The sequence below is a fragment of the Bacillus cereus group sp. BfR-BA-01523 genome (genome assembly GCF_022662615.1).
In the GTDB taxonomy this organism is placed as follows: domain Bacteria; phylum Bacillota; class Bacilli; order Bacillales; family Bacillaceae_G; genus Bacillus_A; species Bacillus_A mycoides.
In genome coordinates this window covers 103,759-127,650 of sequence record NZ_JAKUDX010000005.1, presented here as the reverse complement: position 1 = coordinate 127,650, position 23,892 = coordinate 103,759, and the positions used below count along the sequence as shown (strand labels likewise).

The window sequence follows — 23,892 nt, the reverse complement described above, 5'->3', positions numbered from 1 at the left end:
ACTCTCCTCATGGTTTCATGGACAAAGCTGCTTGTAAGATAGCCTCTCCATTACAAAGTCCGTAATGGACGGATTGAATGACATCAACAGGTATTCCCTTCTCCTTACATAATTCCTTCATTTTCGGTAATAAATAACGTACTTGCGGTCCAAGTAAAAGTACATCTGCAGTATCAATATGATTTCGCACTTCTGAACCTGATACTGCCCAAATCTTTACCTGTATCCCTCTTGCCTCTGCTGCTTTCTCCATTTTTGTAACAATCAAACTGGAAGACATTCCCGCTGCACAGCAAAGTAAAATATTCATCTCGCTCCCCTCCCCCTTTTTCCCAACCTAAGTTATGGTGTAGCCCTTGCCACCACTAGGTTACAAATATATATGTCTAGATTTCTAACTGTATGCCGAGCTTAAAAACAAAAATTTCTCGGTTTTCACGCTATTCCATCTATCCGTATTTTCCTAGTAAAGAAGTCTCTAACTCGCTATAATGATTCAGTATGATTTTTTATAATCGATAGGAGGGTATATTTATGAAGGCATATCGCTTTCCGCTTATTTTATTATCTTCTATCCTAATTGGTGGTTTCATTGGTTATTTCATGGGTGCCGATGCAGTTGCTTTAAAGCCGCTTGGTGACATTTTCTTAAACTTAATGTTTACGATTGTTGTACCTTTAGTATTCTTTAGCATCGCGTCATCTATTGCTAATATGGATGGATTAAAACGTTTCGGTAAAATTATGTCTAGTATGGCTGGAACTTTCTTATTTACAAGTATTTTAGCTGCTATTTTTATGATTATTATCGTGAAAGTATTCCCGCCAGCACAAGGTGTTGTATTAGAACTAACGCAGCCTGATAAAGCTGAAAAAGCAGTTAGTGTTGCTGATCAAATTGTTGGTATCATAACAGTATCAGACTTTTCAAAGTTACTATCTCGCGAGAACATGCTAGCTCTTATTTTCTTCTCTATCTTAATGGGGGTTGCAACTTCAGCAGTTGGTGAAAAAGGGAAACCATTCGCTACATTCCTACAAGCTGGTGCAGAAATTTCAATGAAAGTCGTATCTTTCATTATGTACTACGCTCCAATCGGACTAGCTGCCTACTTCGCAGCATTAGTTGGTGAATTCGGACCACAACTTCTTGGAACTTACTTCCGAGCAGCAATGGTATACTATCCAGCTTCTCTTATTTACTTCTTTGTATTCTTTACATTCTATGCGTACCTTGCAGGTCGCAAACAAGGTGTACAAATATTTTGGAAGAACATGGTCTCTCCTACAGTTACATCACTTGCAACTTGTAGTAGTGCCGCAAGTATTCCATCGAACTTAGAAGCAACGAAGAAAATGGGTATTTCTTCTGACGTTCGTGAAACAGTTGTCCTTCTTGGATCTACACTTCATAAAGACGGATCTGTTTTAGGCGGGGTATTAAAAATTGCTTTCTTATTCGGTATTTTCAACATGGAATTCGAAGGACCGAAAACATTAGCAATTGCACTTGTTGTTTCTCTATTAGTAGGAACAGTAATGGGTGCTATTCCGGGCGGGGGTATGATTGGTGAAATGTTAATCGTTTCTCTATACGGATTCCCACCAGAAGCATTGCCAATTATCGCAGCAATTAGTACAATCATCGATCCTCCTGCAACAGTGTTAAACGTAACAGGAGATAACGCTTGTGCCGTAATGACAGCTCGCCTTGTAGAAGGTAAAAACTGGATCAAAAATAAATTTGCTTAATATATAGAAAGAGGATGCTCGGTGGAGCATCCTCTTTTTTGTTGTTATTTGCCGAAACGTCGATATAATCCCATCCCGCCACAATTTTGTTATAATCTTCACAAATATTCCACATCCATTATCCATTCTCCGTACTATAATCATGTATGGAAAAGGAGATGGATACAATGACTCAAAGCGCACCAGAATTCAAAGTTTTGCAAAGCATTGCATTTCTTGCTGTCGTTTTGCAAAGTTCCTTATTATATACAATGAATCAAGGAAATGTCTTACTCGAGCAATCCCTCATTATGGGCATGCTATTTAATCTTGCAAAATTTTCAGCACCTGCATTCATATTTATCGTCGGCTTCCATTTAATTCGGCAATATACGAAGAAACTCGTTTATACAGAGTATATTTATGAAAAATCCACACATTTACTCATCCCTTATTTCTTTTGGTCTATTCTTTATCTATTAACAACAAACAATGTCATTACACTACAAGGCGGAATAAAAAGTTTATTACTCGGAACAGCTGCACCTCATCTTTGGTACGTTATTATGATGTTCCAAATTCACTTATTGTTCCCTTTACTATGCACACTATTTTATTGGTTTCAAAAACGAACAGAAAATAAAAAAGACATATATAAATATATGACCATTTTCGCTTGTCTATATTTCTTCTTAATGTGGTACTCTTCTCACTACATTTTTAATGGAGAGAAACTGACTAGTTCAACCATTTTACATTATACAGATCGTTCCTTCTTCTTCTACTCATTCTATTTCGTCATGGGAGGAATAGCTGCTGTATCATTAAAAACTTGGCGTATATTTGTCATGAAACATATTCCGCTTATCACAATACTATTTTTCATCTTATTTTTATTCATCAATTATGAGTTATTTAGTTTTTACGGCGCCAATTCTATTCATTTAACGGTTTCTACTTATTTAAAGCCGTCCATGTTTTTATATATTGTTTGTGAAATTATGATACTGTACGTGTTATCTATTACAATTGTACAGCGGCGTGGTTTCTTATATAAAGCTTTACGTTTTATCGGGAATTACACGTATGGCGCTTATTTAGCTCATTTTTTCTTCTTGCAACTATGTACAAAATTTCTTTCTTTATTTACATTGCAAGAAAACACAATATTATATAGCCTATTATTATTTATACTAACGGCCACAATCTCTATTTTAGCAATGGTCATTGGCAGCATACTACCATTTCATACGTGGATTACAGGGCCTTCCCCTACGACAAATATGAAATGGGCGAAGATTGCCATTCGGAAAAATCATGAAAAAGTATTTAAACCATATATTTGATATAATAGTATTCCATACAAGAAAAGAAAGTAGGACACACCTATGATTAATCAAATTGGACAAATCATGTTATATGTAAATAACCAAGATGAATCAGTACAATTTTGGACAGAAACAGTAGGATTCCAAATCGTTGCGGAAGAAAATAACGGTCAAGGATTTCGCTGGATTGAAATTGCGCCGGCAAAAGAAGCCGGAACAAGCATCGTCCTTCACGATAAGGCGTTAATTGCGAAGATGCAACCTGAATTAAACTTAAATACACCTTCACTTATGTTCTTCTCTAATAACTTAGATCAACTGTATAAAGATCTTTCTGAGAAAAACGTTACAGTTGGACAAGTTGTAGATTTACCTACTGGTAGAGCATTCAACTTTGCTGATAATGAAAATAATTACTTTGCGGTAATGGAACGTAAATAAAAAAGAAGCTATCCTAAAAAAACGGATAGCTTCTTTCATTTTAAGAAACTTGTTCTGCATTCGTTTCCCTATGTTGTATATGACTCGTAATCCAAGCAATTCCGCCAGCAACAACGAGATAGCATAACAATATTAAAATTTGCATTTTTAATTGTGACCAATCTCCTAAAGAGATAACATCTTGTAATCCTCTAAGAGAATGGGACATTGGGAGAAACTGTCCAATTTTGCTAAGAACAGCTATATTTAATTCTCCTGGGAAAGTCCCCCCGCTCGTCGCTAATTGCAGGACGAGAAGCGTTACTGCTAAGAACTTTCCAACAAGACCAAATACCGTTACTAGCATAAGAATAAATGTCATGAACGTAAAGGAAATAACGATACTTGATAAAACAAAGAGTGGCACACTTGCAACTTCTAATTTCATAACTCCTAGCACAGCCACATCCACAAGTAATGCTTGAATAAGTCCGATTAAATATACCAATCCTAGTTTATTAATAAAATGTACTGTTCCGCTTACCTTCATATTTTGTCTACGGCCAAGAGGTAAAATATTCGATGCCATAATTCCGCCAACATAAAATGCCAGTGATAAAAAGTATGGTGCAATACCTGAACCGTAGTTAGGCACATCAGAAACTGTCGACTTCACTAATTGAACCGGCTCTGAGAACATCTTATTACGTGCATCATCATTGCGAACATCCGCTATCTTCTCTGCGCCCTCTCCCAATTTCGTAGAAAGTTCTTTCGCACCATCGTCAAGTTTAAAAAGTCCGTCCGTTAACTTATCAGCACCATGATTCAGCTCTGTTCCGCCACTCGCAAGGTGATTTACACCTTCTTGTAATGATGTAAATCCATTTCCCCACTTCGTAAATCCATCAGCTACATTCTCAGCACCATCTGCTATCTTTTTCGTTCCAGCGGTAGCTTCGTTTAACTTAACTCCGAATGTATTCATGCCTTCCTCAATCTTATGCTGACCATCAGTAAGCTTCCGCGCACCTTGTGTCAATTGTTGTTGGCTATTATTTAAAATTTTTGTTGCTTTAGCTAATCCGTTAGAAGTAGCAATGATCTTTTGAAAAGCAGGATCTTGCTGCACTTCTGGATGACTTTTCACGTACTCTTCTAATTGTTGTTTTACACTATTTGCTGCATTGTCCGCTTTCACTTGCCCTTCAGCAAGTTTCTCACTTCCATTCACCCATTCATTTGTACCAGCACTTAATTCACTAACTCCTGATTGTAAAGACTTCTCACCCTGTGCTAGCAGCTCCATACCATTATGAAGTGATGTCGCTCCTTGACTAAGCTCATTTGCTCCCCCAGTTAAGGCCGATTGACTAGAGGCAAGCTTATCACTTCCTTCTTTTAACTTCACTGTTCCATCATTTAAACGATGAATACCATCTGTAAGCTGATTCGCCCCATTTTTTGCATCCGTCGTTCCTTCATGTAACTTCTCAGCGCCATTACTTGCATCACTCAACCCTTGTGCCAAATCTTGAAACTTTGAAAAGACACCTTCTGTATAAGATTTCGTAATACTATTTGAAATTTTTGTTTTCATATTTTCAACAGCTGTCGTTCCAATTTGAGCTGCTACAAAGTTTTTACCTGGATTTACTTTATACTGCAATTGTGCCGGCTCTGGTTTCTCATCCATTAGTGTACTTACCTTTTTAGAGAACTCCTCCGGAATCGTAACCACCATATAATACTTATCTTCTTTTAGCCCTTCATCAGCATCTTTTTCTGATACGAAATGAAACGCCAATTCCTTATTCTCTTTTAAATTTTTAACAAAATCGTCTCCAGCCTGGATTGTTTTTTCATCCATCACAGCACCCTTATCTAAATTAACAACTGCAACAGGTAATTTATCTAATTTTCCGTACGGATCCCAATATCCAGCTAAGAAGAATCCTGAATAAATTAAAGGAACGATTAATAAAAAAATTAAAGCGATACGTCCATGTTTATGGTTCCACATCGCCTTCCAATCTTTAAATATAAGTTGAATTCCCTTCATGAAACATACTCCTTCTCCTAATTTAACACCCTTCGAATGGTTTAACAGATTTACTATACACGTCACTTTCCATACTGTATAATACATCTTTAATTATCAATTCATTCCTTTTGGTCTATAGAAAGGAGATTCGAAGTGGAACTTCTTCAATTAAAATACTTTCAGACAGTCGCACGACTAGAACATATGACAAAAGCAGCTGAAGAATTGCATATCGCGCAGCCTTCACTCAGTAAAACAATCGCTAGACTAGAAAAGGACTTAGGCGTCCCCTTATTTGATCGCCAAGGTCGACAGATTACATTAAACTCTTTCGGCAAAGTATTCTTAAAACGAGTAGAACGCATTTTTCATGAATTGAGTGAAGGGGAACGCGAAATTAAAGATTTAGCTGAATTACAACAAGGCTCTATTACACTTGCAGTTTCTATTCCAAGAATATTACCCGAGTTACTCGGTTCTTTTTTACTAGAACACCCTAACGTTCGATTCCAACAATTTCTCGCATCTACTCCTTCTATGAAACGGCAACTAGATAATATGGAAATTGATTTTTGTATCTCCTCTATACCAATTGAAGGCGAGGAAATGGTTTGGGAACCACTTATCACAGAAGAAATTTTCTTAGCTGTTCCTTCAGGACATCGGTTATCAAACCGCGAAAGTATCTATTTGCATGAAGTAAAAGACGAATCGTTTATTAGTATGAACACTGGTTACGGATTTCGGCACTTAACAGATGAATTTTGTAAAAAAGCTGGTTTCACTCCACATATCGCTTTTGAAGTAGATGAACCAACCGTGATTAGCGATCTCATTAAGCAAGGTCTTGGCATCGCCTTTGTCCCAAGTTTAACTTTATTAAAAAACTCTACTTTAGCATCAAATAAGTTACGTATTATTGAACCTAATTGCGAACGAACTATCGGCTTAAGTTGGTCGAAGAAGCGCTATTTATCAAACACCGCCCAGCAATTTCGTGAATTCGTGATTGATTACTTCTCCAATATTAGGGCGTAAAATTATATCGCTTTACAAACAAATAACGACACAAATAAAAGGTACCATCCCCATAGGGTGGCACCTTCTATTTTTTACTCTTATCCAATTCCATTTCCGCTAAAAGCGGCAATACGTTATCGAAAATATGTGTATTATTATTCTCACCTGTTACATATCCACCATAATATCTACTAAATACATTATCATTTCGGAATGTAGTCATCCGCTCATACAATTCCTTCGCAAACTTTGTATCACCTGTTTGTAGTACGTACAAAATTGTTAATCCGTAAGATGCTGGTGATTCATAGTTCACAGCTTGTTTTCCCGTTTCTAAGTTATAACGACCATATAACTTTCCGTCTTCGCGAAATTTCTTCTTTATAAATTCCAAATAAGCATCTGATGAAAGACCGCCTAAACTACGATGATAAGCGACGTATGATTGATCAATAAGATTCACTTCTTTATCGTACGTAAATGTCCCATCATCTTTATACTCTTTCGGGAATGACCAGCCCTGCCTTGGATAATCCGCTAAAAACTGAACAACTTCCTGATACTGCTGTGCAGAAATTTTCCCATACTTTTTCATATAAGAGAATGCATGCGGATTTATGTAAGATGTTGTTGCAAAGTTATTTTGTTTTCCTGTATCTGCATCATAATAATCAACGTAATAATTACCTTTTTTATTATAACGAAGTACAGAATCACTCAATTGATCTGCAAGGTTTTTATAGCGATCTTCCTTGTACATTTCATAAGCACGATATAATTGTTCTATAATACGAAGATCATCGATAAGTGCATTAGTAGCTGACTGCATTTCTCCCTTTTCAGAGATTTTCCATATAACGATGCGATCCTTGTGTACAAAGTTATTTTGAATAACCTTCACTTGTTCATCAAATAAAGCTTGATCATCTTTATCAAGTGTATATTGTAGCCATAACCCTGCAGATTCTGATAAAGCTTCACGGCCCTTCGCTTCACCCTTACCTGCCTTTGTATCCTCTAAGCGATACGTTGCAAGTGTTCCATTTTCATTCACCATATGTCGTAAAATAAAATGCTCGGTACGATTTCCTTGTAAAGCTGACCAAAATACAACTCCACCTAAAGCGATTAAGAGAATAACCCCAATCCCTATATATAAACGTTTTCGCAAGCTTTTCACCTCCTTTTAAGGCTAACCTTAATTTTACCAGAACATACGCAAATATAAAAAAGACAATCCTTTAGATTGTCTCTCTCACCTTATCCTTCGCAAGCCTCTTTAGAAGGTCTATATAGCGATTCCACAAGTCGATCATATTCACGACGCGTAATTTCTTTATTATACAACTTTAATAATAAATCTCTATGCTCTCTTGAAAATGCCATCTTTTTAATGACTTCAGGATACATAAAACACCCTCTCCATTTCACATAAACTTCTTCATCCCAGAAATAGAACTTACGTTCGCATAAAAGATTATAAAAGATTCAGCCCTAAAAAACAAATAAAATATTACCAAATATAAATTTCTTTCTTTTTAGAATATTTAAATACTATATTACCGTACTCATTTTTTAAATACATATATATTTTTGGTAGTTTTTTGAATAAATTTTCCAATTCAATCAGAAAATAATGGCAAAAAGAAGGGGAGTATACATATGGATACCGTAACATTAGCAAGGGCATTTTTTGGTTCTTCATTAGCATTCCACATTATCTTTGCAACGCTTGGAGTCGGGCTTTCTTTAATGATTTTTATAAGTGAAATACTCTATCACTGGAAGAAAGATTCCGACTATGCCATTATGGCAAAAAGATGGACAAAGGCTTTTGCTATCCTTCTCGGTGTAGCAATTCCAACTGGAACAATTGTTGGTGTACAAATTTCACTTCTTTGGCCTGGTTTCGCCAAAATTGTTGGGCAAGTTATTTCCGTTCCGTTTCAAATTGAGATTTTCGCCTTCTTTTTAGAGGCTTTATTCATGTCTATTTACGTATATGCGGCTGATAAACTGCCTCCAGTTATGAGATTAATCTCGCTATTTTTCGTTATGATTGGCGCCACTGCATCTGCCGTGCTTATTACATCGGCAAACACATGGATGAATACACCTGCGGGCTTTTCAATGAATCCAGATGGCTCAGTTTTTAACGTTGATCCGTGGAAAGCTTTCTTTAATCCGAGCTTTGGCACAAGTGCATTCCACGTCGTTATTACGGCCTATACAACTGGAGCAGCTGTTATTGCTTCTATCGCTGGATTTAAATTATTAAAGAAAAATTTAAGTGCTCGTGAAATTGCTTACCATAAAAAAGGATTACTGTTAGGGCTTGTCGTTACATTTATCACAGGTGCTACGATGTGGCTTTCAGGACATGAATCTGCTATTGCCTTACATAAACATTCACCTGAAAAACTAGCATCTGCTGAAGCTTTGTTTGAAACGACATCACACGCGCCTTTATCGATTGGCGGGGTTGTGGACCCTAACACACTTGAACTAAACTATGCCCTTGAAATTCCGAACATGCTTAGCTTATTAGTGGGACTAGACCCTAACACCGTTGTAAAAGGTCTAAAGGAATTCCCGCAAGAAACATGGCCACCATTTTACACACATACACTGTTCAATTTAATGGTCGGCACCGCTGCCTTTACCTTTGCAGTTGCAGCTATTGCCCTCTTATATTGGTACTTTGTTTACCGAAAAAAAGGAGTAGAGTTACCGAAGTGGCTTCTTTGGGGAGCTGCCGCCTGTGGACCCGTTATGTTGCTCGGTATTGAATTCGGATGGATTTTTAGTTGTAGTGGTCGTCAGCCATGGACAATTTATGGCATGCAACGCACGGTAGATGCTTCTACGCGCGCTGATTTCGTCGGTCCTTTATTTGTTTTATTCATCATTTTATATATCGGACTTGGTATTTTAACCGTCTTTGTACTACGGACATTCTTTAAGAAACATCCGTTAAAGAATGATTTACATCACGAAGGAGGCGATTCTCGTGCATGAGGAAAGCATTGCAATCATCATCTTATGGGCTCTTATTTTCGTATATAGCATACTAGGGTCTATTGATTTTGGAGCTGGTTTTTGGGGCATGGTATACGCTAAACACCCGACGCTTGCTGCCAAGCTTGCTAATCGGTACTTATCACCAACTTGGGAAGTAACGAATACGTTTCTTGTCTTTGTCGTCGTTGCTTTTCTCGGTTTCTTCCCAAAAGCGGCCTTTACCCTTGCAACCGTTATGTTTGTACCAGTTATGTTAATTTTAGTACTCGTTGCGATTCGTAGTACATTTATGGTATTTGCTTACTCCCTGCCAAAATACCAACACCTTCTTCGGATTATTTCAGGTATTACCGGGCTCTTAATCCCAGCTCTATTAATTACCGTTCTACCAGTTACAGAAGGTGCCTATATTACGATGTCTGAAGGAAAAGAAGTGCTCCTTTACGGAAAACTTCTTTCTAGTCCCGTTATTTATTGTTATATGCTCTTCGGACTAACTTCGGAACTATTTCTATCATCTCTCTTTCTTGCTGATTTTGCTAGGGAACAAGGTTCTGAAGATACGTACCGAATTTATAGAAGAAATGCCATCATACTTGGTCCTGCAACGCTCGTGACTGCTATTATCGCTCTCGTTGTAATGGACCCTGAAACACACTGGCTTATGCAAGGACTAATAAAGCAATTCCCATGGTTTACAGTCTCTATCATTTTATTTGTTATCGGATACTCTTCTCTTTGGTGGACAAATAAGAAATATGGCACACTAGGCTTTCCTCGCATTGCAGTTTTAGCTGTCGTCGCTCAATATGCATTTGCAAGCTACGCTTACGGCGTCGCCCATTTACCTTATATCATTTACCCGGACGTAACTGTATTTACAAGCTTTACGACGGTCGAAACATTCTATGCACTTCTTATTCTTTACGCAATCGGGATTGCAATTTTACTACCAGGATTTATTTTCTTCTGGAATTTATTCTTAAAAGATCGAACATTTTTAAAGGAAAAATAGTAAATTAGGGGCATTCACACATAGAATGCCCCTAATTTATTAGACTCCTCTCCTAATAGTTATTACACTACCCCTTATACTTGCCTTGTTGCTCAAAATACACATATTCACTAGATTAAGGTAGATGCCTAGTTCTTCTTATTTTCTTTTGAATATAATGCTATATAAACTTGAAGACAAGCTATATTTGTTCAAGGGAAAATAGAAAGGTAGGTTAAATATGAGCATTGAAATATGGATTACTATTATTGTATTCTTCTTAACGATGATTGTTATCTTTTGGCGACCTCGCGGTTTAAATGAGGCGTGGCCGGCAGCAGTCGGCGCTAGCATTATCCTCATTACTGGACTTGTATCAAAACCAGACGTCATGGACATTATAAGTAAAATCGGCGGTGCCTCTATAACGATATTAGCGACCATCGTTATGGCGGTTATATTAGAAAGCTTCGGCTTCTTCCACTGGTCTGCAGCGAAGCTCGCAAATTTAGCGAAAGGTTCCGGACGACGCCTATACTGGTACATTCAATTACTATGTTTTCTTATGACTCTTTTATTTAATAATGACGGTAGTATTTTAATTACAACACCGATTTTGATTTTACTTCTGAAAAACCTTCAATTAAAACCTCATCAACAAATCCCTTATTTATTAAGCGGTGCTTTAATCGCCACTGCATCTAGTGCACCAATCGGTGTAAGTAATATTGTAAACTTAATTGCATTAAATATCGTCCACATGACTCTTTATATGCATACAGCTATGATGTTTGTACCTGCAACACTAGGACTACTGTTTATGTCATGGCTCATGTATACAGTTTTAAAGAAAAAACTTCCAGAAAGATTACCTGTTTCTTCATATGATATTGAAGAAATTTTCTTCACGAAAAACTTCCATCCGTTAAAAGGACAAAATTCTGTTAATACGAAACAAAAACGTACGAAATTCATGTTAAAAGTATTAGGCTTCGTCTTCCTTATGCGCTGTCTTCTATTCGTTGCATCCTTCTTATCGATTCCAATCGAAATTATTGCCGTACTCGGTTCACTCGTTCTTCTCATCTGGAGATGGTACTACTTACGAACAAACCCAGTCGATATTTTGAAAAAGACACCGTGGCACATTTTAATTTTCGCTTTCTCTATGTATGTAATTATTTACGGGCTTCATAACGCAGGGTTAACAGCGGCACTTGTAAGTTGGCTCGAACCAGTTGTAAGTCAGCATCTACTCTATGCCAGCTTTGCAATGGGCGGACTCGTTTCCCTCCTCTCTAACGTCTTCAATAATCACCCTGCACTTATGATTGGTACAATCACATTAACAGAAATGGGACTAGATCCAGTCACATTAAAAACTATCTATCTCGCAAATATCATCGGTAGTGACATCGGTTCACTATTATTACCAATAGGTACACTAGCTTCCCTCATTTGGATGTATATCTTAAGACAAAACAAAATTAAAGTGAAATGGAAAGATTATTTAAGCGTATCTCTCATCGTAATCCCACTCACAACAGTCGTCACATTATTCCTCTTATACTACTGGGTACAATTATTCTTCACCTTATAAAGTGAAACTTTATAAGGTGGGTGGGTGTTCATCCCCCACTGATTATTAGCCCGCACCAATCGGGCGTTTACGGGCAGTTTATCTCCCACCTAACTTCTTTGCTCCAGCCGGATTTTGAGGTGGGAGTTTTACTGCCCACAAATAGCGGGATAGACGACAGAAGCCCCCTTTGCTACCGTCTTAGCAAAGGGGGCTTCTTCTATATTTAAGTTAGGTACAGTGTGATCAATCAAGTAAAGAGGTGTAACGTGTTATTGATATAAGTGACTACCAGTTTCTTTGAATTCTACCGCTTTCTCTTTCATTCCTTTTTCAATTGCTTCTGTCGTTTCTAAGTCATTTTCTTTCGCATATTCACGAATATCATGTGAAATTCTCATACTACAAAACTTTGGGCCACACATTGAACAGAAATGCGCTGTTTTCGCCCCTTCTGCTGGTAACGTTTCATCATGGTACTCCATCGCGCGTTCAGGATCTAAAGATAAATTAAATTGGTCGCGCCAACGGAATTCAAATCGTGCTTTTGAAAGTGCATCATCACGCTGATGAGCCGTTTTATGCCCTTTCGCAAGATCGGCTGCATGCGCAGCGATTTTGTACGTAATAACCCCTTCGCGAACATCATCTTTGTTTGGTAAACCTAAATGTTCTTTCGGGGTTACATAACAAAGCATCGCCGTTCCAAACCAGCCGATCATCGCAGCACCAATCGCTGAAGTAATATGATCATAACCTGGTGCAATATCTGTCGTTAACGGCCCAAGTGTATAGAACGGCGCACCCTGACAAATATCAAGTTCTTTCTCCATATTTTCTTTAATTAAATGCATCGGTACATGCCCAGGTCCTTCAATCATAACTTGCACATCATGTTTCCAAGCGATTTTTGTTAATTCACCAAGTGTCTCAAGCTCAGAAAACTGCGCTTCGTCATTTGCATCTGCAATAGAACCTGGACGTAATCCATCTCCAAGAGAAAACGAAACATCGTACTGCTTCATAATTTCACAAATCTCTTCAAAGTGAGTATATAGGAAGTTTTCTTTATGATGGAATAAACACCACTGCGCCATAATCGAACCACCGCGCGAAACAATACCTGTCATACGCTTTGCAGTAATTGGAATGTAACGAAGTAATACACCAGCGTGAATCGTGAAGTAATCAACGCCTTGCTCCGCCTGCTCAATTAACGTATCACGATACACTTCCCACGTTAAATCCTCTGCAATTCCGTTTACTTTTTCAAGCGCTTGATAAATTGGCACAGTTCCAACTGGTACCGGAGCATTACGAATAATCCACTCACGTGTTGTATGAATGTTTTTACCTGTAGATAAATCCATAATCGTATCTGCACCCCAGCGAGTCGCCCACGTCATCTTCTCTACTTCTTCTGCAATAGAAGACGATACAGCAGAGTTTCCGATATTTGCATTTACCTTCACGTGAAAATTACGTCCAATTATCATCGGTTCCGCTTCAGGATGGTTAATGTTCGCCGGCAAAATCGCACGACCTTCTGCAATCTCCTTACGAACAAATTCAGGCTCTACCCCTTCACGAATCGCAACATATTCCATCTCAGACGTAATAATGCCATTACGCGCATAATGCATTTGCGAAACATTTGCACCTTGCTTCGCTCTAAGCGGCTTACGATCCATTTGCGGGAAAACAGGTGTATGTTTTGAAGCCACTTTCACACCGTCATCCTCAGGTTTAATTTCGCGTCCTTCATAAGCTTCCACATCACCACGCCCCAAGGTCCAAGAGTGGCGCGGCGCCTGCAACCCTTTTTCCAGCTCCACTTTATACTCTGGATCTGTATAAGGTCCACTCGTATCATACACACGGATTGGTGGATTTTGAACACCGTTCGTATCGCTTTGTTCAATCTCGCGCATTGGTACTTTCATACCTTCACGTGTTCCATCCACATACACTTTCTTACTTCCTGGTAAACTCGATTTCAATTCAATTTGCTCAGCTGAAACAGACTGTTTCATAACCTTTGTTGCCCCCCTGTTCGTGACAAGGACGAGATATGGCCAGCGCATGCCAAAATAAAAAGAGCCAGGTCCATAAAAGAATAAGGACCTGGCTCATAAAGACATAATTATGTAAAGCCGTTAACTTCCCTACGCTGGTACGAGCCAGATCAGGTCCAAAGGGTTAAGAAGTTCACACGCTTCTCTCTCAGCCTACGCATACATTAGGCACCCCTAGTTTATCACTGATTTAATTTTCAATACTTTCCCATTATACACTATAATCTGAAAAATGCAAAGTTTATTTCTTTTGTTGTTTACGGAATCATCCAAGTTAAATAATAAGCCTGCACATACGTCATAATCCCAACAATAGTAACAAAGAATAAACTATGCTTCAATGTAAAGCGGAACAAATCTGACTCTTTCCCAGCAAGTCCAACTGCCGCACAAGCAATCGCAATTGATTGCGGAGAAATCATTTTACCTGTTACACCGCCCGTTGTATTTGCTGCAACAAGAAGCACTTCAGATACACCGACTTGCTGCGCTGTAATTGCTTGTAAATTCGAGAACAGTGCGTTCGCTGACGTATCTGATCCTGTTAAGAATACGCCAATCCATCCTAAGAATGGTGAGAAGAACGGGAATAGTCCTCCAGTTCCTGCAAGTGCTAACGCTAATGTAGAAGATAGACCAGAATAGTTTGCGATAAATGCGAATCCTAATACGAATCCAATAGATAGAATTGGCATTTTTAGTTCATTTAACGTTTCTTTAAATGTTGCTACTGCATCTTTTGCACTCATTTTCAAAATAAAGATAGCAATGATACAAGCAATTAAAATTGCTGTTCCAGTCGCTGATAAAATATCTAATTTCAAGATTGCTTCATAAGGTGTTGGTTTATTTACAATAGGCTCTGCTTTCATTACTAAATTGTGCAAGCTTGGAACTTCAAATTTAAATACGAGACTTTCTAAAGCGCCGCCCGGAGCGAATAACGCTTTAAAGAAACTTTGGCTCCAGATGACTACCATCACAGTCAAAATAATGAACGGAGACCACGCTTTTACTACTTTTCCTACCGTTAGTTTCGGCATAGATGTCGTTGTCGTCGCCGCGGCTACTTCACTATTCGCTTGCTTAGTTTGATAAATTTCTTTCGGCTGCCAAACTTTTAAGAATAGCGATAAACTTACTAAACTTACAAGCGCTGACGTAATATCCGGAAGTTCTGGTCCTAAAAATGTCGCTGTAATAAACTGTGTAATTGCAAATGAACTACCCGCTACAAATAAAGCAGGCCACGTTTGTTTTACTCCTTTAAAGCCATCCATTAAAAATACGATAAAGAACGGAACAAATAAAGATAAGAACGGTAATTGATGCCCAGCCATTTGTCCAATTTTATGCGGATCAATGCCTGTCACTTGTCCAGCAACTGTAATCGGAATCCCCATCGCTCCGAAAGCTACTGGTGCAGTATTTGCGATTAAACAAAGACCTGCTGCATATAAAGGATTTAGCCCAAGGCCTGCCAGAAGCGCTGCCGTAATCGCTACTGGTGCACCAAATCCTGCTGCCCCTTCCAAAAATGCTCCAACTGAAAATCCAATTAAAATAACGAGTAAACGATGGTCATTCGTAATGGATAATACAGATGCACGAATGACATCAAATTGACCTGTTTTCACAGAAATTTTATATAAAAATACTGACATAATGATAATCCACGTAATTGGCCATAATCCGTATAAGAAACCGTATCCGGTCGCTGCCATTGCCATTGTGAATGGCATTTTATACGCAAATAACGCCACCAAAATCGTTAATACAACTGTAATAAATCCTGCCACATACCCCTTCATGCGGAAAACCGCTAAAGCTAAGAAAAAAAAGATGATTGGAATAAGTGCGACTGCTGCCGAAATCCAAATGTTACCGAACGGATCGTAAACTTGTGTCCATGTGTTCATTGTTCTCTCCCCCTAAAGAATCCCCTTTTAAATAAGATATAACCTTATCAATAGACTACCAGGTCATCATACCTTTAAGTCTAAAAATACAAAACGTTTAAGAAAACGTTTTCAATAATTTTATCACAACAATTTTCATTTAAAAAGATTTTTTCGAAAATTTCATCATTTAAAAAGGAAATCTTACAAAAGCGTCACGTTTTTGTAATGTTAATCGATAGGAAGGTTGCCAAATTTATCGCATACTAAAAGTATAACAACGGACATTACTTATGAGGTGATATATATGAACGGAAACAAAATATTAGCAGCTTTATCATACTTTAGTGTATTATTTGCACCTATCTTATTCCCTATTATCGTGTGGATTGTGGGCGATTCTGAAACGAAACCACATGCGAAACGTGCTCTATGGACACATATCGTTCCAAGCATCGCTTCATTTATTGGATTAGTTATTTTAGGAATTATGGGCATCGGATCTGATCAACCAGACGTAACACTTGGAATTGGAGCAATCATCGTCTTATGCATTTGCGGAATCATTAGCTTATACTACTTCATTTGGAATATCGTGAAAGGTATTAAAATACTGAAAGCTTAGTTTTAAACAAACGTTTGATTAAAAAGAAACTGTCCAAAAATTAATGTCGCATGATCGTAAATGAAATTTTATCGGCGATTCGACAAGGAATATCGACTTAACTACAAAATACGAAAAGAATAACCTACCTATTAATAAGAAAAGACCGTCCCAAAATACCTTTTGGGACGGTTTTTTTATCTTCTGCGTTTCTTCTTTTTTCTCATCATTTTCTTGCGGCGCGTATTCGCTTTATCCGCTATAATGTGGAGCGTACTCGCCACAACAATCCCCATTACAAACGTTACAATTTCAACCTCGTGTTCCTTCGCAATTTCTATTAAATTTCCACCGAATGCGATTATATTTAATAGGAATAAAAACGGAGAAAACACAATTAACATGTATGCAATACGAATAATATCACCAATTATAATCGTATGTGTGAAGAAGGAACGATGGGGCATTACGCTCCTATATGGATACCAAAAAATGCGGAGGAATCCCCATTTATTATACGCATTACTGTACGTATCTAAATCCGGTGTTAAAAATGAAGTACCTACTAAAAAGCCAATTGCAAAAGTTAATAAAAAATCAAAACTTGTTAATCCATACGAAAAGAGCATAAACAAAACAACCGGAAGGGATATTAAGTTTATTTTCGTATGCGTTCTTCCTGATGGCATAATGCACTTCCTCGCTTACGTTCGCCCTGTCATCCTATGACAGTTCTCACCTATTGATCTAATTTTTGATCGATAAATGATGTGTCTATATCCGAACCAAACCATTCTGCCAACTTCACTCGTGCCTTATCTTTCACATCTTCATTTACGTATATCGATGCTTGTAATAGTGCGGCCATTAACGCACCTAAATCATCCGTATAACCGACTCCAGCAATGAAATCTGGAATGGCATCAATCGGTGCAATGAAATAAGCAAGTGCTCCGATTACAATAATTTTCACTCGTTTTGGAACATCCGGTCTTTGCAACACGTAAAACAACAATAAACTCGCATAGATTACCGACTGCCCTGCCTGCTTCGCAACATGTTTTATTTTCTTCCAAAACGCTTCAGCTGAAAATTTTTGTTTCATTCAAAAGCCTCCCTATTTTCAAAAGAAATAAGCTACAATATGTTATGTTATCAGTAAAAGTTCATCAAAATTACACATAATCTATCAATGAAATTTCATTGTAACAAACAAAACCAAAAAGAACAAGTGTTCGTTAATTTTTTCATATTTTCCTTCATATAATAGTTTTCTAGACAACCACTTAAAGATTTCTATTCCATATTTCTCAACCAAAAAACTTTCAATTCCGCTTAACATTCTTTTCTATTTTTGTTATATTTTCTAGTTGACGGGCATATAAACGAGTGTTAAAGTTTTCTCTGGTAGTGACAAACCACATACAAAAAATGTAAAATGTTATAGTGTTTCTCAGAAATGAATTTTGTTGTATAATACAGAAATGACGTTATGCTTATGAGCAGCACAAGAAACCAAAAAGGGTATGCATAGTTAAAGTCGTATATGGGTGAATATAGAAACTCTAATTATGACCAAGAAAACTATGTATTTTTTATTTTAACATTTTTCGCTCCAAAATCGACCAAGCCTGATAGAGAAAGGGTGGAAATGAATGAAAGAAACCATGAAATCACAATTTCAAAATGTGCGTTTCACTTTATTCGTAGCTTTGGCCGTATGGCTAAAAACCTACATCATTACACGCACTAGCTTCGATTTAAAACTTGAATCTTTCATGCAAGAATTCATTTTATTCATTAGTCCATTAGCAGCATCATTACTGTTTGTGGGTCTTGCATTATTTGCAAAAGGGAAAAAACGTAACTATATAGCACTAGGAATTAACTTTATCTTAACGTTCATTCTTGTTGGTAACGTAATGTTCTACGGATTCTACAATGACTTCGTTACTTTACCAGTACTAGGACAAACGTCTAATTTCGGAAGTTTAGGTTCTAGTGTGAAAGAATTATTTAACTACAAAATCATCCTTGCATTTGCGGATATTATCGTATTCTTCGTTCTATTGAAGAAGAAGAAAGATTTTGCACCGACAGAACGTGTAGCACGTCCGATGCGTTCTCTATACTTCGTGTCAACGGTTGCTATTTTCTGCGTAAACCTAGGATTTGCAGAAGCTGAGCGTCCAGAACTATTAACACGTTCATTCGACCGCGTTATGCTTGTTAAAAACCTAGGATTATATGTACACCAAGCATACGATCTTGGCTTACAAGCAAAATCAAGTTCACAAAAAGCGTTTGCTGATAGTAGTAAATTGCAAGAAGCAGAAAACTATGTGAAAACAACACAAAGTAAACCAGATCCAAATATGTTTGGTACTGCAAAAGGGAAAAACGTAATTGTTGTCTCTCTTGAATCATTACAAACATTCTTAATTGGTGCGCAAGTTAACGGACAAGAAGTTACACCATTCCTAAACCAATTTGCGAAAGAAAGTTATTACTTCGATAACTTCTTCCATCAAACTGGGCAAGGTAAAACGTCTGATGCTGAATTCTTAGTAGATACTTCAATGTATCCACTAGACCGTGGTGCTGTATTCTTCACACACGGTAATAACGAATATACAGCAACTCCAGAAATTTTGCGTCAGCAAGGATATCACACATCAGTATTCCACGCGAATAACGCAACGTTCTGGAACCGTAACATTATGTATCCGGCACTTGGTTATGATCGTTACTACAACGAACTTGACTACAAAATTACGCCAGAAACAAAATTAAATTGGGGATTAAAAGATATCGAATACTTCGATCAATCTATCGATATGTTAAAAGAAGTGAAGCAACCGTTCTATACTCGCTTCCTTACTTTAACAAACCATTACCCATTCACTTATGATGACAGTACGAAATTAATCGATGAATACAATTCTGGTGATGGCGTATTTGACCGTTACATGGTAACTGCTCGCTATTTAGACGAAGCAATGAAACACTTTATTGAGCGTCTAAAAGCAGAAGGTATTTACGACAACTCAGTTATCGTATTCTACGGTGATCACTATGGTATTTCTGAAAACCATAACCGTGCAATGGCACAGTTCTTAGGAAAAGAAGAAATCACTACATTTGACCATATGAACTTACAAAAAACACCGATGTTTATTCACGTTCCAGGTCAAAAAGAAGGTAAAACAATTTCAAAACCAACTGGTGAAATTGACATTAAGCCAACAATTCTAAACTTACTTGGTGTAGATTCTACGAATCAAATTCAATTCGGTCATGATGTATTCTCACCAGAAAATAAAGGATTCGTTGTTCTTCGTGACGGTAGCTTCGTTACAGATAAGTACATGTACACGAACAGTACATTCTACGACCGTACTACTGGCGAAGTTGTGCAATTACCGAAAGAAGAATCTCAACCACTAATTGATCGTGCCCAAAATGAATTGAACATGTCTGACAAAATCATTGAAGGTGACTTACTTCGCTTCTCTGAAAGTAACAAGATCAAAACTGGTGAAGTAAAGACAGCTATTAAAGAAGAAAAGAAGAGCGCTGAGTAATCTCAGCCTCTTTTTTTTATTTTCTGCTATCCTTCCTCTCCTATTCATTAACTTTAAAATTACATAACCTTCACCTAATATTTACACTACATTAACGAAACATCTTTATAATAAAATATGTAAACAAGGTTCCACATATTTCTTATCTCTCATCTTCAATAGGATCCCTTAGAGAAATGTGTGCATCCTTTGTTTTCAACTTCCTTATAATTGTCTTTCTAAGTGTTTTGTTTGCATAAATGAAACTTTTAAAGACGATGTCCCTATGAATGATAGCTACCCTCCTTGTGCAGCATTCCATACGAATGTTGCTTTTTTTTTTTCAAAAAGCAGGATTCTTATTTCTCATTTCCGAATTTGTATATACAAAATGCTATAAAGTGAAACTTTAATCAGTGGGTGTTTTGTTCATCCCCCACTGATTATTAGCCCTCACCAATCGGGCGTTTACGGGCAGTTAATGCAGTATAAATCACCACTACTTCTCTGTGATTTACAAATACATATACGTCATATGTAGAGAATTGCTTACATAAAAATTACTATAGTGATTTTTATTCATGTACTAACGAAAGGATGGGACGAAAATTGGCATACGAAAGATTTGTACTATGGAATGATGCAGTTATTGATACAACAAAACATCGCGCGTACATAGAACTTGAAGAAAGAGGTTTACAATTTGGTGATGGCGTCTATGAAGTTATTCGCCTTTATAACGGAAACTTTCACTTATTAGACCCACATTTAACAAGATTATATCGATCCCTTGAAGAAATAGAATTATCACTTCCTTTCTCAAAAGCCGAACTCATCATCTTACTTTACAAATTAATTGAAAACAATAATTTCCACGAAGACGGAACAATTTACTTACAAGTATCTCGTGGTGTACAAGCTCGAGCACATGCATTTTCATATGACATATCTCCGACAATCTATGCTTATATTTCAAAAAAAGAAAGACCATCTTTATGGATTGAATACGGTGTACGTGCTATATCAGAACCTGATACACGCTGGCTCCGCTGTGATATTAAATCGTTAAATTTATTACCAAATGTATTAGCTTATACGAAAGCTGAACGCAAAGGTTGTAAAGAAGCACTTCTCGTACGAAATGGTATTGTAACTGAAGGTAGCCACTCTAACTTCTTTCTTATAAAAAACGAAACACTGTATACGCATCCAGCCAATCACCTTATTTTAAACGGCATTATTCGTCAGTACGTCCTTTCTTTAGCTAACACTCTTCAACTTCCTGTAAAGGAAGAGCTTTTCAGCGTTCGCGATGTTTATCAAGCAGATGAATGCTTCTTTACGGGAACGACTATTGAAATTTTACCGATGACCCATCTCGATGGAACTGCGATTCAAGATGGTCAAGTTGGCCCTATCACCAAATTACTGCAAAGGTCATTTTCTCAAAGCCTTTTAAAATCCAACAGCACATCTTCCTAAATACGAATAATCTTCTCATTTTCCACATCAAATATATGTATTTAAATGGAAATCAAGGTGCAGATTTATACCTTGATTTTTTTTTTGTAACCTTTTTGTCATATTCAGATTACCACATAAGTCTTGACAGTAATCGACATGCTCTTTAGAATTTTTAACAGTTGGTAAATATTTCTTCACTACATTACAGACAGAAAGGAATCGACAAATTATGAAAAAATACCTTGCCGGTCTTGCGGCAGTGTCTGTAGCAGGAGGAGCAGCCCCTACACTTGATAGTGTTCAAGCTGCCCCTGAACAAAATACACAAAAAGCTGCTACACAAACTGTCCAAGCTTCCGCATCAAACAATTCATCATATACGGTGAATGCTAGCGTACTACACGTTCGTGCAGGATCAAGTACTTCTCACGACGTCATCTCTCGCGTTTATAATGGTCAATCATTAAACGTAATTGGAGAAGAAAATGGTTGGTTCAAAATTAACGTTAATGGACAAACTGGTTTTGTTAGTGGCGAGTTTGTATCAAAAAACGGAGCAACGAATAACAATGTAAGCACAGGTGGAAACAATAAAGTTACTGCTGATGTATTACGTGTACGTACAGCTCCTAACACTTCTAGTTCTGTTTCAGGACGTGTATATGAAGGACAAACTTTAAACGTAATTGGAGAAGAAAATGGTTGGGTGAAAATCAACCATAACGGACAAACTGGTTATGTTAGTAGCCAATTTGTATCAGGCGCTTCTTCAAATACTGGCTCTACAAGCAATAACAACAATAGTAACAATGAAGCAACTGTTCAACCAGCAAGTGGAAACTATACAGTAAATGTATCTTCCCTTCGCGTTCGTACAGGTCCTAGCACTTCTCATCCAACTGTAGGTTCTGTTAAACAAGGACAAGTAGTACAAGTTGTAGGCGAAGTTCAAGATTGGTTCAAAATCAATTACGCAGGACAAACAGCTTACTTAAGCAAGGACTACGTAACAAAAGGTGGTTCTAACGGAAACGTCAATCAAGGTAACAACCAAGAGCAAAATAATAATGGAACTATTCAAACTGGTGGTACTTACGTTGTTAACGCAACATCTCTACGTGTTCGTACAGGCCCTGCTGCTTACCATAGTGTAATTGGCGGCGTGTTAAATGGTACAACATTAAACGTAGTTGGATCTGAAAACGGCTGGTTTAAAGTAAACTACCAAGGAAAAACAGGCTATGTTAGTAGCGAATTTGTAAAATTCGTTAAAGGTGGCACTGCTACTCCTGAGCAACCGAAACAACCAGAACAGCCAAAACAACCTGAACAAGGTGCAATTGGTGACTACTACATTAATGCTTCTGCACTAAATGTACGTAGCGGCGAAGGTACAAATTATAGAATCATAGGCGCACTTCCACAAGGACAGAAGGTTCAAGTAATCTCTGAAAACTCTGGATGGAGCAAAATTAACTACAACGGTCAAACTGGTTACATCGGAACACGTTTCCTATCTAAAACACCAGTTGGTGGCGCAGTAGATAATAAGCCTAACGACAACCAAAATAACAATCAAAATAATAACAACAATAATAATACTAATAATAGCGGTGACAGTTCTTCTCTACTTGCATACGCGAAATCTATGCAAGGCGTACCATACGTTTGGGGCGGTACTTCTGCTAATGGTGTTGACTGCAGTGGTTACATCTACCACGTATTTAAGAAATTTGGTCATAACATTAGCCGCCAAAGTGTTGCTGGATATTGGAGCAGCTTACCACAAACTTCAAGTCCACAACCTGGAGACTTGATTTATTTCAAAGATACTTATAAAGCAGGTCCTTCTCACATGGGTATCTACCTTGGCGGGGGATCATTCATCCAATCCGGAGATAAAGGTGTAGCAATCGCTTCATTAAACAACTCTTATTGGAAAAGCCATTTCTTAGGGTATACGAAAGCACCTTAAGTTATAGTTTCAGAGCCTTCTAGTTTACTAGAAGGCTCTTTTTAAAAGACTCAACATAGTAATCCCCTTTCATTCTCTCTACGAAAAAATTATGCGTTCATTCTCCTATTTCATACACTATATTCTATTGAAATTGCCCAAAACGTTATCATAATGAATATATTTCAACAAAAAAC

General features: G+C 37.5%; 19 protein-coding genes and 1 riboswitch. Of the genes, 11 read left to right on the top strand and 8 right to left on the bottom strand.

Translation table 11 applies throughout. The features are described 5' to 3' along the window. Positions 1-7: 7 nt before the first annotated feature. On the bottom strand, positions 8-310 hold the full coding sequence (locus tag MR066_RS15300) for a PTS sugar transporter subunit IIB (RefSeq protein ID WP_002089630.1): 303 nt from the start codon (positions 308-310) through the stop codon (positions 8-10). Between the two features lie 224 nt (positions 311-534). On the opposite strand from MR066_RS15300, the gene MR066_RS15295 reads away from it, so the two are divergent. The 3 genes from MR066_RS15295 to MR066_RS15285 all read left to right on the top strand — a co-directional run bounded on the left by MR066_RS15295 (position 535) and on the right by MR066_RS15285 (position 3,500). Continuing rightward, positions 535-1,752 (top strand): dicarboxylate/amino acid:cation symporter, encoded by a 1,218-nt coding sequence (locus MR066_RS15295; RefSeq protein ID WP_002089631.1) that lies wholly within the window; start codon positions 535-537, stop codon positions 1,750-1,752. Positions 1,753-1,919: 167 nt separating this feature from the next. After that, on the top strand, positions 1,920-3,077 hold the full coding sequence (locus MR066_RS15290) for an acyltransferase (RefSeq protein ID WP_242247620.1): 1,158 nt from the start codon (positions 1,920-1,922) through the stop codon (positions 3,075-3,077). Between the two features lie 42 nt (positions 3,078-3,119). Beyond that, positions 3,120-3,500, top strand: a complete 381-nt coding sequence (locus MR066_RS15285) for a VOC family protein (protein ID WP_219300911.1) — start codon at positions 3,120-3,122, stop codon at positions 3,498-3,500. Positions 3,501-3,540: 40 nt separating this feature from the next. Here MR066_RS15285 and MR066_RS15280 read toward each other — a convergent pair whose 3' ends face one another. Continuing rightward, on the bottom strand, positions 3,541-5,541 hold the full coding sequence (locus MR066_RS15280; protein ID WP_242247618.1) for a YhgE/Pip domain-containing protein: 2,001 nt from the start codon (positions 5,539-5,541) through the stop codon (positions 3,541-3,543). 135 nt (positions 5,542-5,676) lie between these two features. Here MR066_RS15280 and MR066_RS15275 point away from each other — a divergent pair, with 135 nt between their 5' ends. Next, positions 5,677-6,561 (top strand): LysR family transcriptional regulator, encoded by an 885-nt coding sequence (locus tag MR066_RS15275; RefSeq protein WP_044439411.1) that lies wholly within the window; start codon positions 5,677-5,679, stop codon positions 6,559-6,561. Positions 6,562-6,628: 67 nt separating this feature from the next. Here MR066_RS15275 and MR066_RS15270 read toward each other — a convergent pair whose 3' ends face one another. Together MR066_RS15270 and MR066_RS15265 are read right to left on the bottom strand one after the other, a co-directional pair. Then, entirely contained in the window at positions 6,629-7,714 is a 1,086-nt protein-coding gene (locus MR066_RS15270; RefSeq protein WP_242247616.1) for a transcriptional regulator, read from the bottom strand. An 89-nt stretch (positions 7,715-7,803) separates the two neighbouring features. Beyond that, entirely contained in the window at positions 7,804-7,953 is a 150-nt protein-coding gene (locus MR066_RS15265; protein WP_002016173.1) for a hypothetical protein, read from the bottom strand. Between the two features lie 252 nt (positions 7,954-8,205). Here MR066_RS15265 and cydA point away from each other — a divergent pair, with 252 nt between their 5' ends. The 3 genes from cydA (at position 8,206) to MR066_RS15250 (ending at position 12,158) form a co-directional block, all read left to right on the top strand. Continuing rightward, a complete protein-coding gene (gene cydA / locus MR066_RS15260; RefSeq protein ID WP_002034780.1) occupies positions 8,206-9,561 on the top strand; it encodes a cytochrome ubiquinol oxidase subunit I in 1,356 nt (451 codons plus the stop codon). Beyond that, entirely contained in the window at positions 9,554-10,579 is a 1,026-nt protein-coding gene (locus tag MR066_RS15255) for a cytochrome d ubiquinol oxidase subunit II (protein WP_002089640.1), read from the top strand. The genes cydA and MR066_RS15255 overlap by 8 nt, the downstream gene beginning before the upstream one ends. 220 nt (positions 10,580-10,799) lie before the next feature. Beyond that, complete coding sequence (locus MR066_RS15250) at positions 10,800-12,158, top strand: arsenic transporter (protein WP_242247614.1); 1,359 nt, start codon at positions 10,800-10,802, stop codon at positions 12,156-12,158. 251 nt (positions 12,159-12,409) lie between these two features. Here MR066_RS15250 and thiC read toward each other — a convergent pair whose 3' ends face one another. After that, the gene (gene thiC / locus MR066_RS15245) at positions 12,410-14,170 is read right to left on the bottom strand and encodes a phosphomethylpyrimidine synthase ThiC (protein ID WP_002068339.1); all 1,761 of its coding nucleotides are present in this window, start codon (positions 14,168-14,170) and stop codon (positions 12,410-12,412) included. A 112-nt stretch (positions 14,171-14,282) separates the two neighbouring features. Then, a riboswitch (TPP riboswitch) is annotated at positions 14,283-14,398 on the bottom strand. Positions 14,399-14,469: 71 nt separating this feature from the next. Then, positions 14,470-16,131, bottom strand: coding sequence for an L-lactate permease (gene lldP, locus MR066_RS15240; RefSeq protein ID WP_242247613.1), 1,662 nt, complete (start codon positions 16,129-16,131; stop codon positions 14,470-14,472). 286 nt (positions 16,132-16,417) lie between these two features. On the opposite strand from lldP, the gene MR066_RS15235 reads away from it, so the two are divergent. Further along, complete coding sequence (locus MR066_RS15235; protein ID WP_002167374.1) at positions 16,418-16,735, top strand: magnetosome magnetite crystal formation protein family; 318 nt, start codon at positions 16,418-16,420, stop codon at positions 16,733-16,735. Between the two features lie 176 nt (positions 16,736-16,911). On the opposite strand, the gene MR066_RS15230 is transcribed toward MR066_RS15235, so the two are convergent. Beyond that, positions 16,912-17,403, bottom strand: coding sequence for a metal-binding protein (locus tag MR066_RS15230; protein WP_002089644.1), 492 nt, complete (start codon positions 17,401-17,403; stop codon positions 16,912-16,914). Positions 17,404-17,453: 50 nt separating this feature from the next. Then, the gene (locus tag MR066_RS15225) at positions 17,454-17,819 is read right to left on the bottom strand and encodes a YkvA family protein (RefSeq protein ID WP_242247612.1); all 366 of its coding nucleotides are present in this window, start codon (positions 17,817-17,819) and stop codon (positions 17,454-17,456) included. Between the two features lie 550 nt (positions 17,820-18,369). Here MR066_RS15225 and MR066_RS15220 point away from each other — a divergent pair. From MR066_RS15220 to MR066_RS15210, 3 genes are all read left to right on the top strand, one after another. Then, positions 18,370-20,298, top strand: a complete 1,929-nt coding sequence (locus MR066_RS15220; protein ID WP_012262002.1) for an LTA synthase family protein — start codon at positions 18,370-18,372, stop codon at positions 20,296-20,298. A gap of 576 nt (positions 20,299-20,874) precedes the next feature. Further along, the gene (locus MR066_RS15215; RefSeq protein WP_242247611.1) at positions 20,875-21,759 is read left to right on the top strand and encodes a D-amino-acid transaminase; all 885 of its coding nucleotides are present in this window, start codon (positions 20,875-20,877) and stop codon (positions 21,757-21,759) included. Positions 21,760-21,970: 211 nt separating this feature from the next. Continuing rightward, positions 21,971-23,716 carry a C40 family peptidase gene (locus MR066_RS15210; protein WP_242247610.1) on the top strand — a complete coding sequence of 582 codons (1,746 nt, stop codon included), beginning with the start codon at positions 21,971-21,973 and terminating at the stop codon, positions 23,714-23,716. Positions 23,717-23,892: the final 176 nt, after the last annotated feature.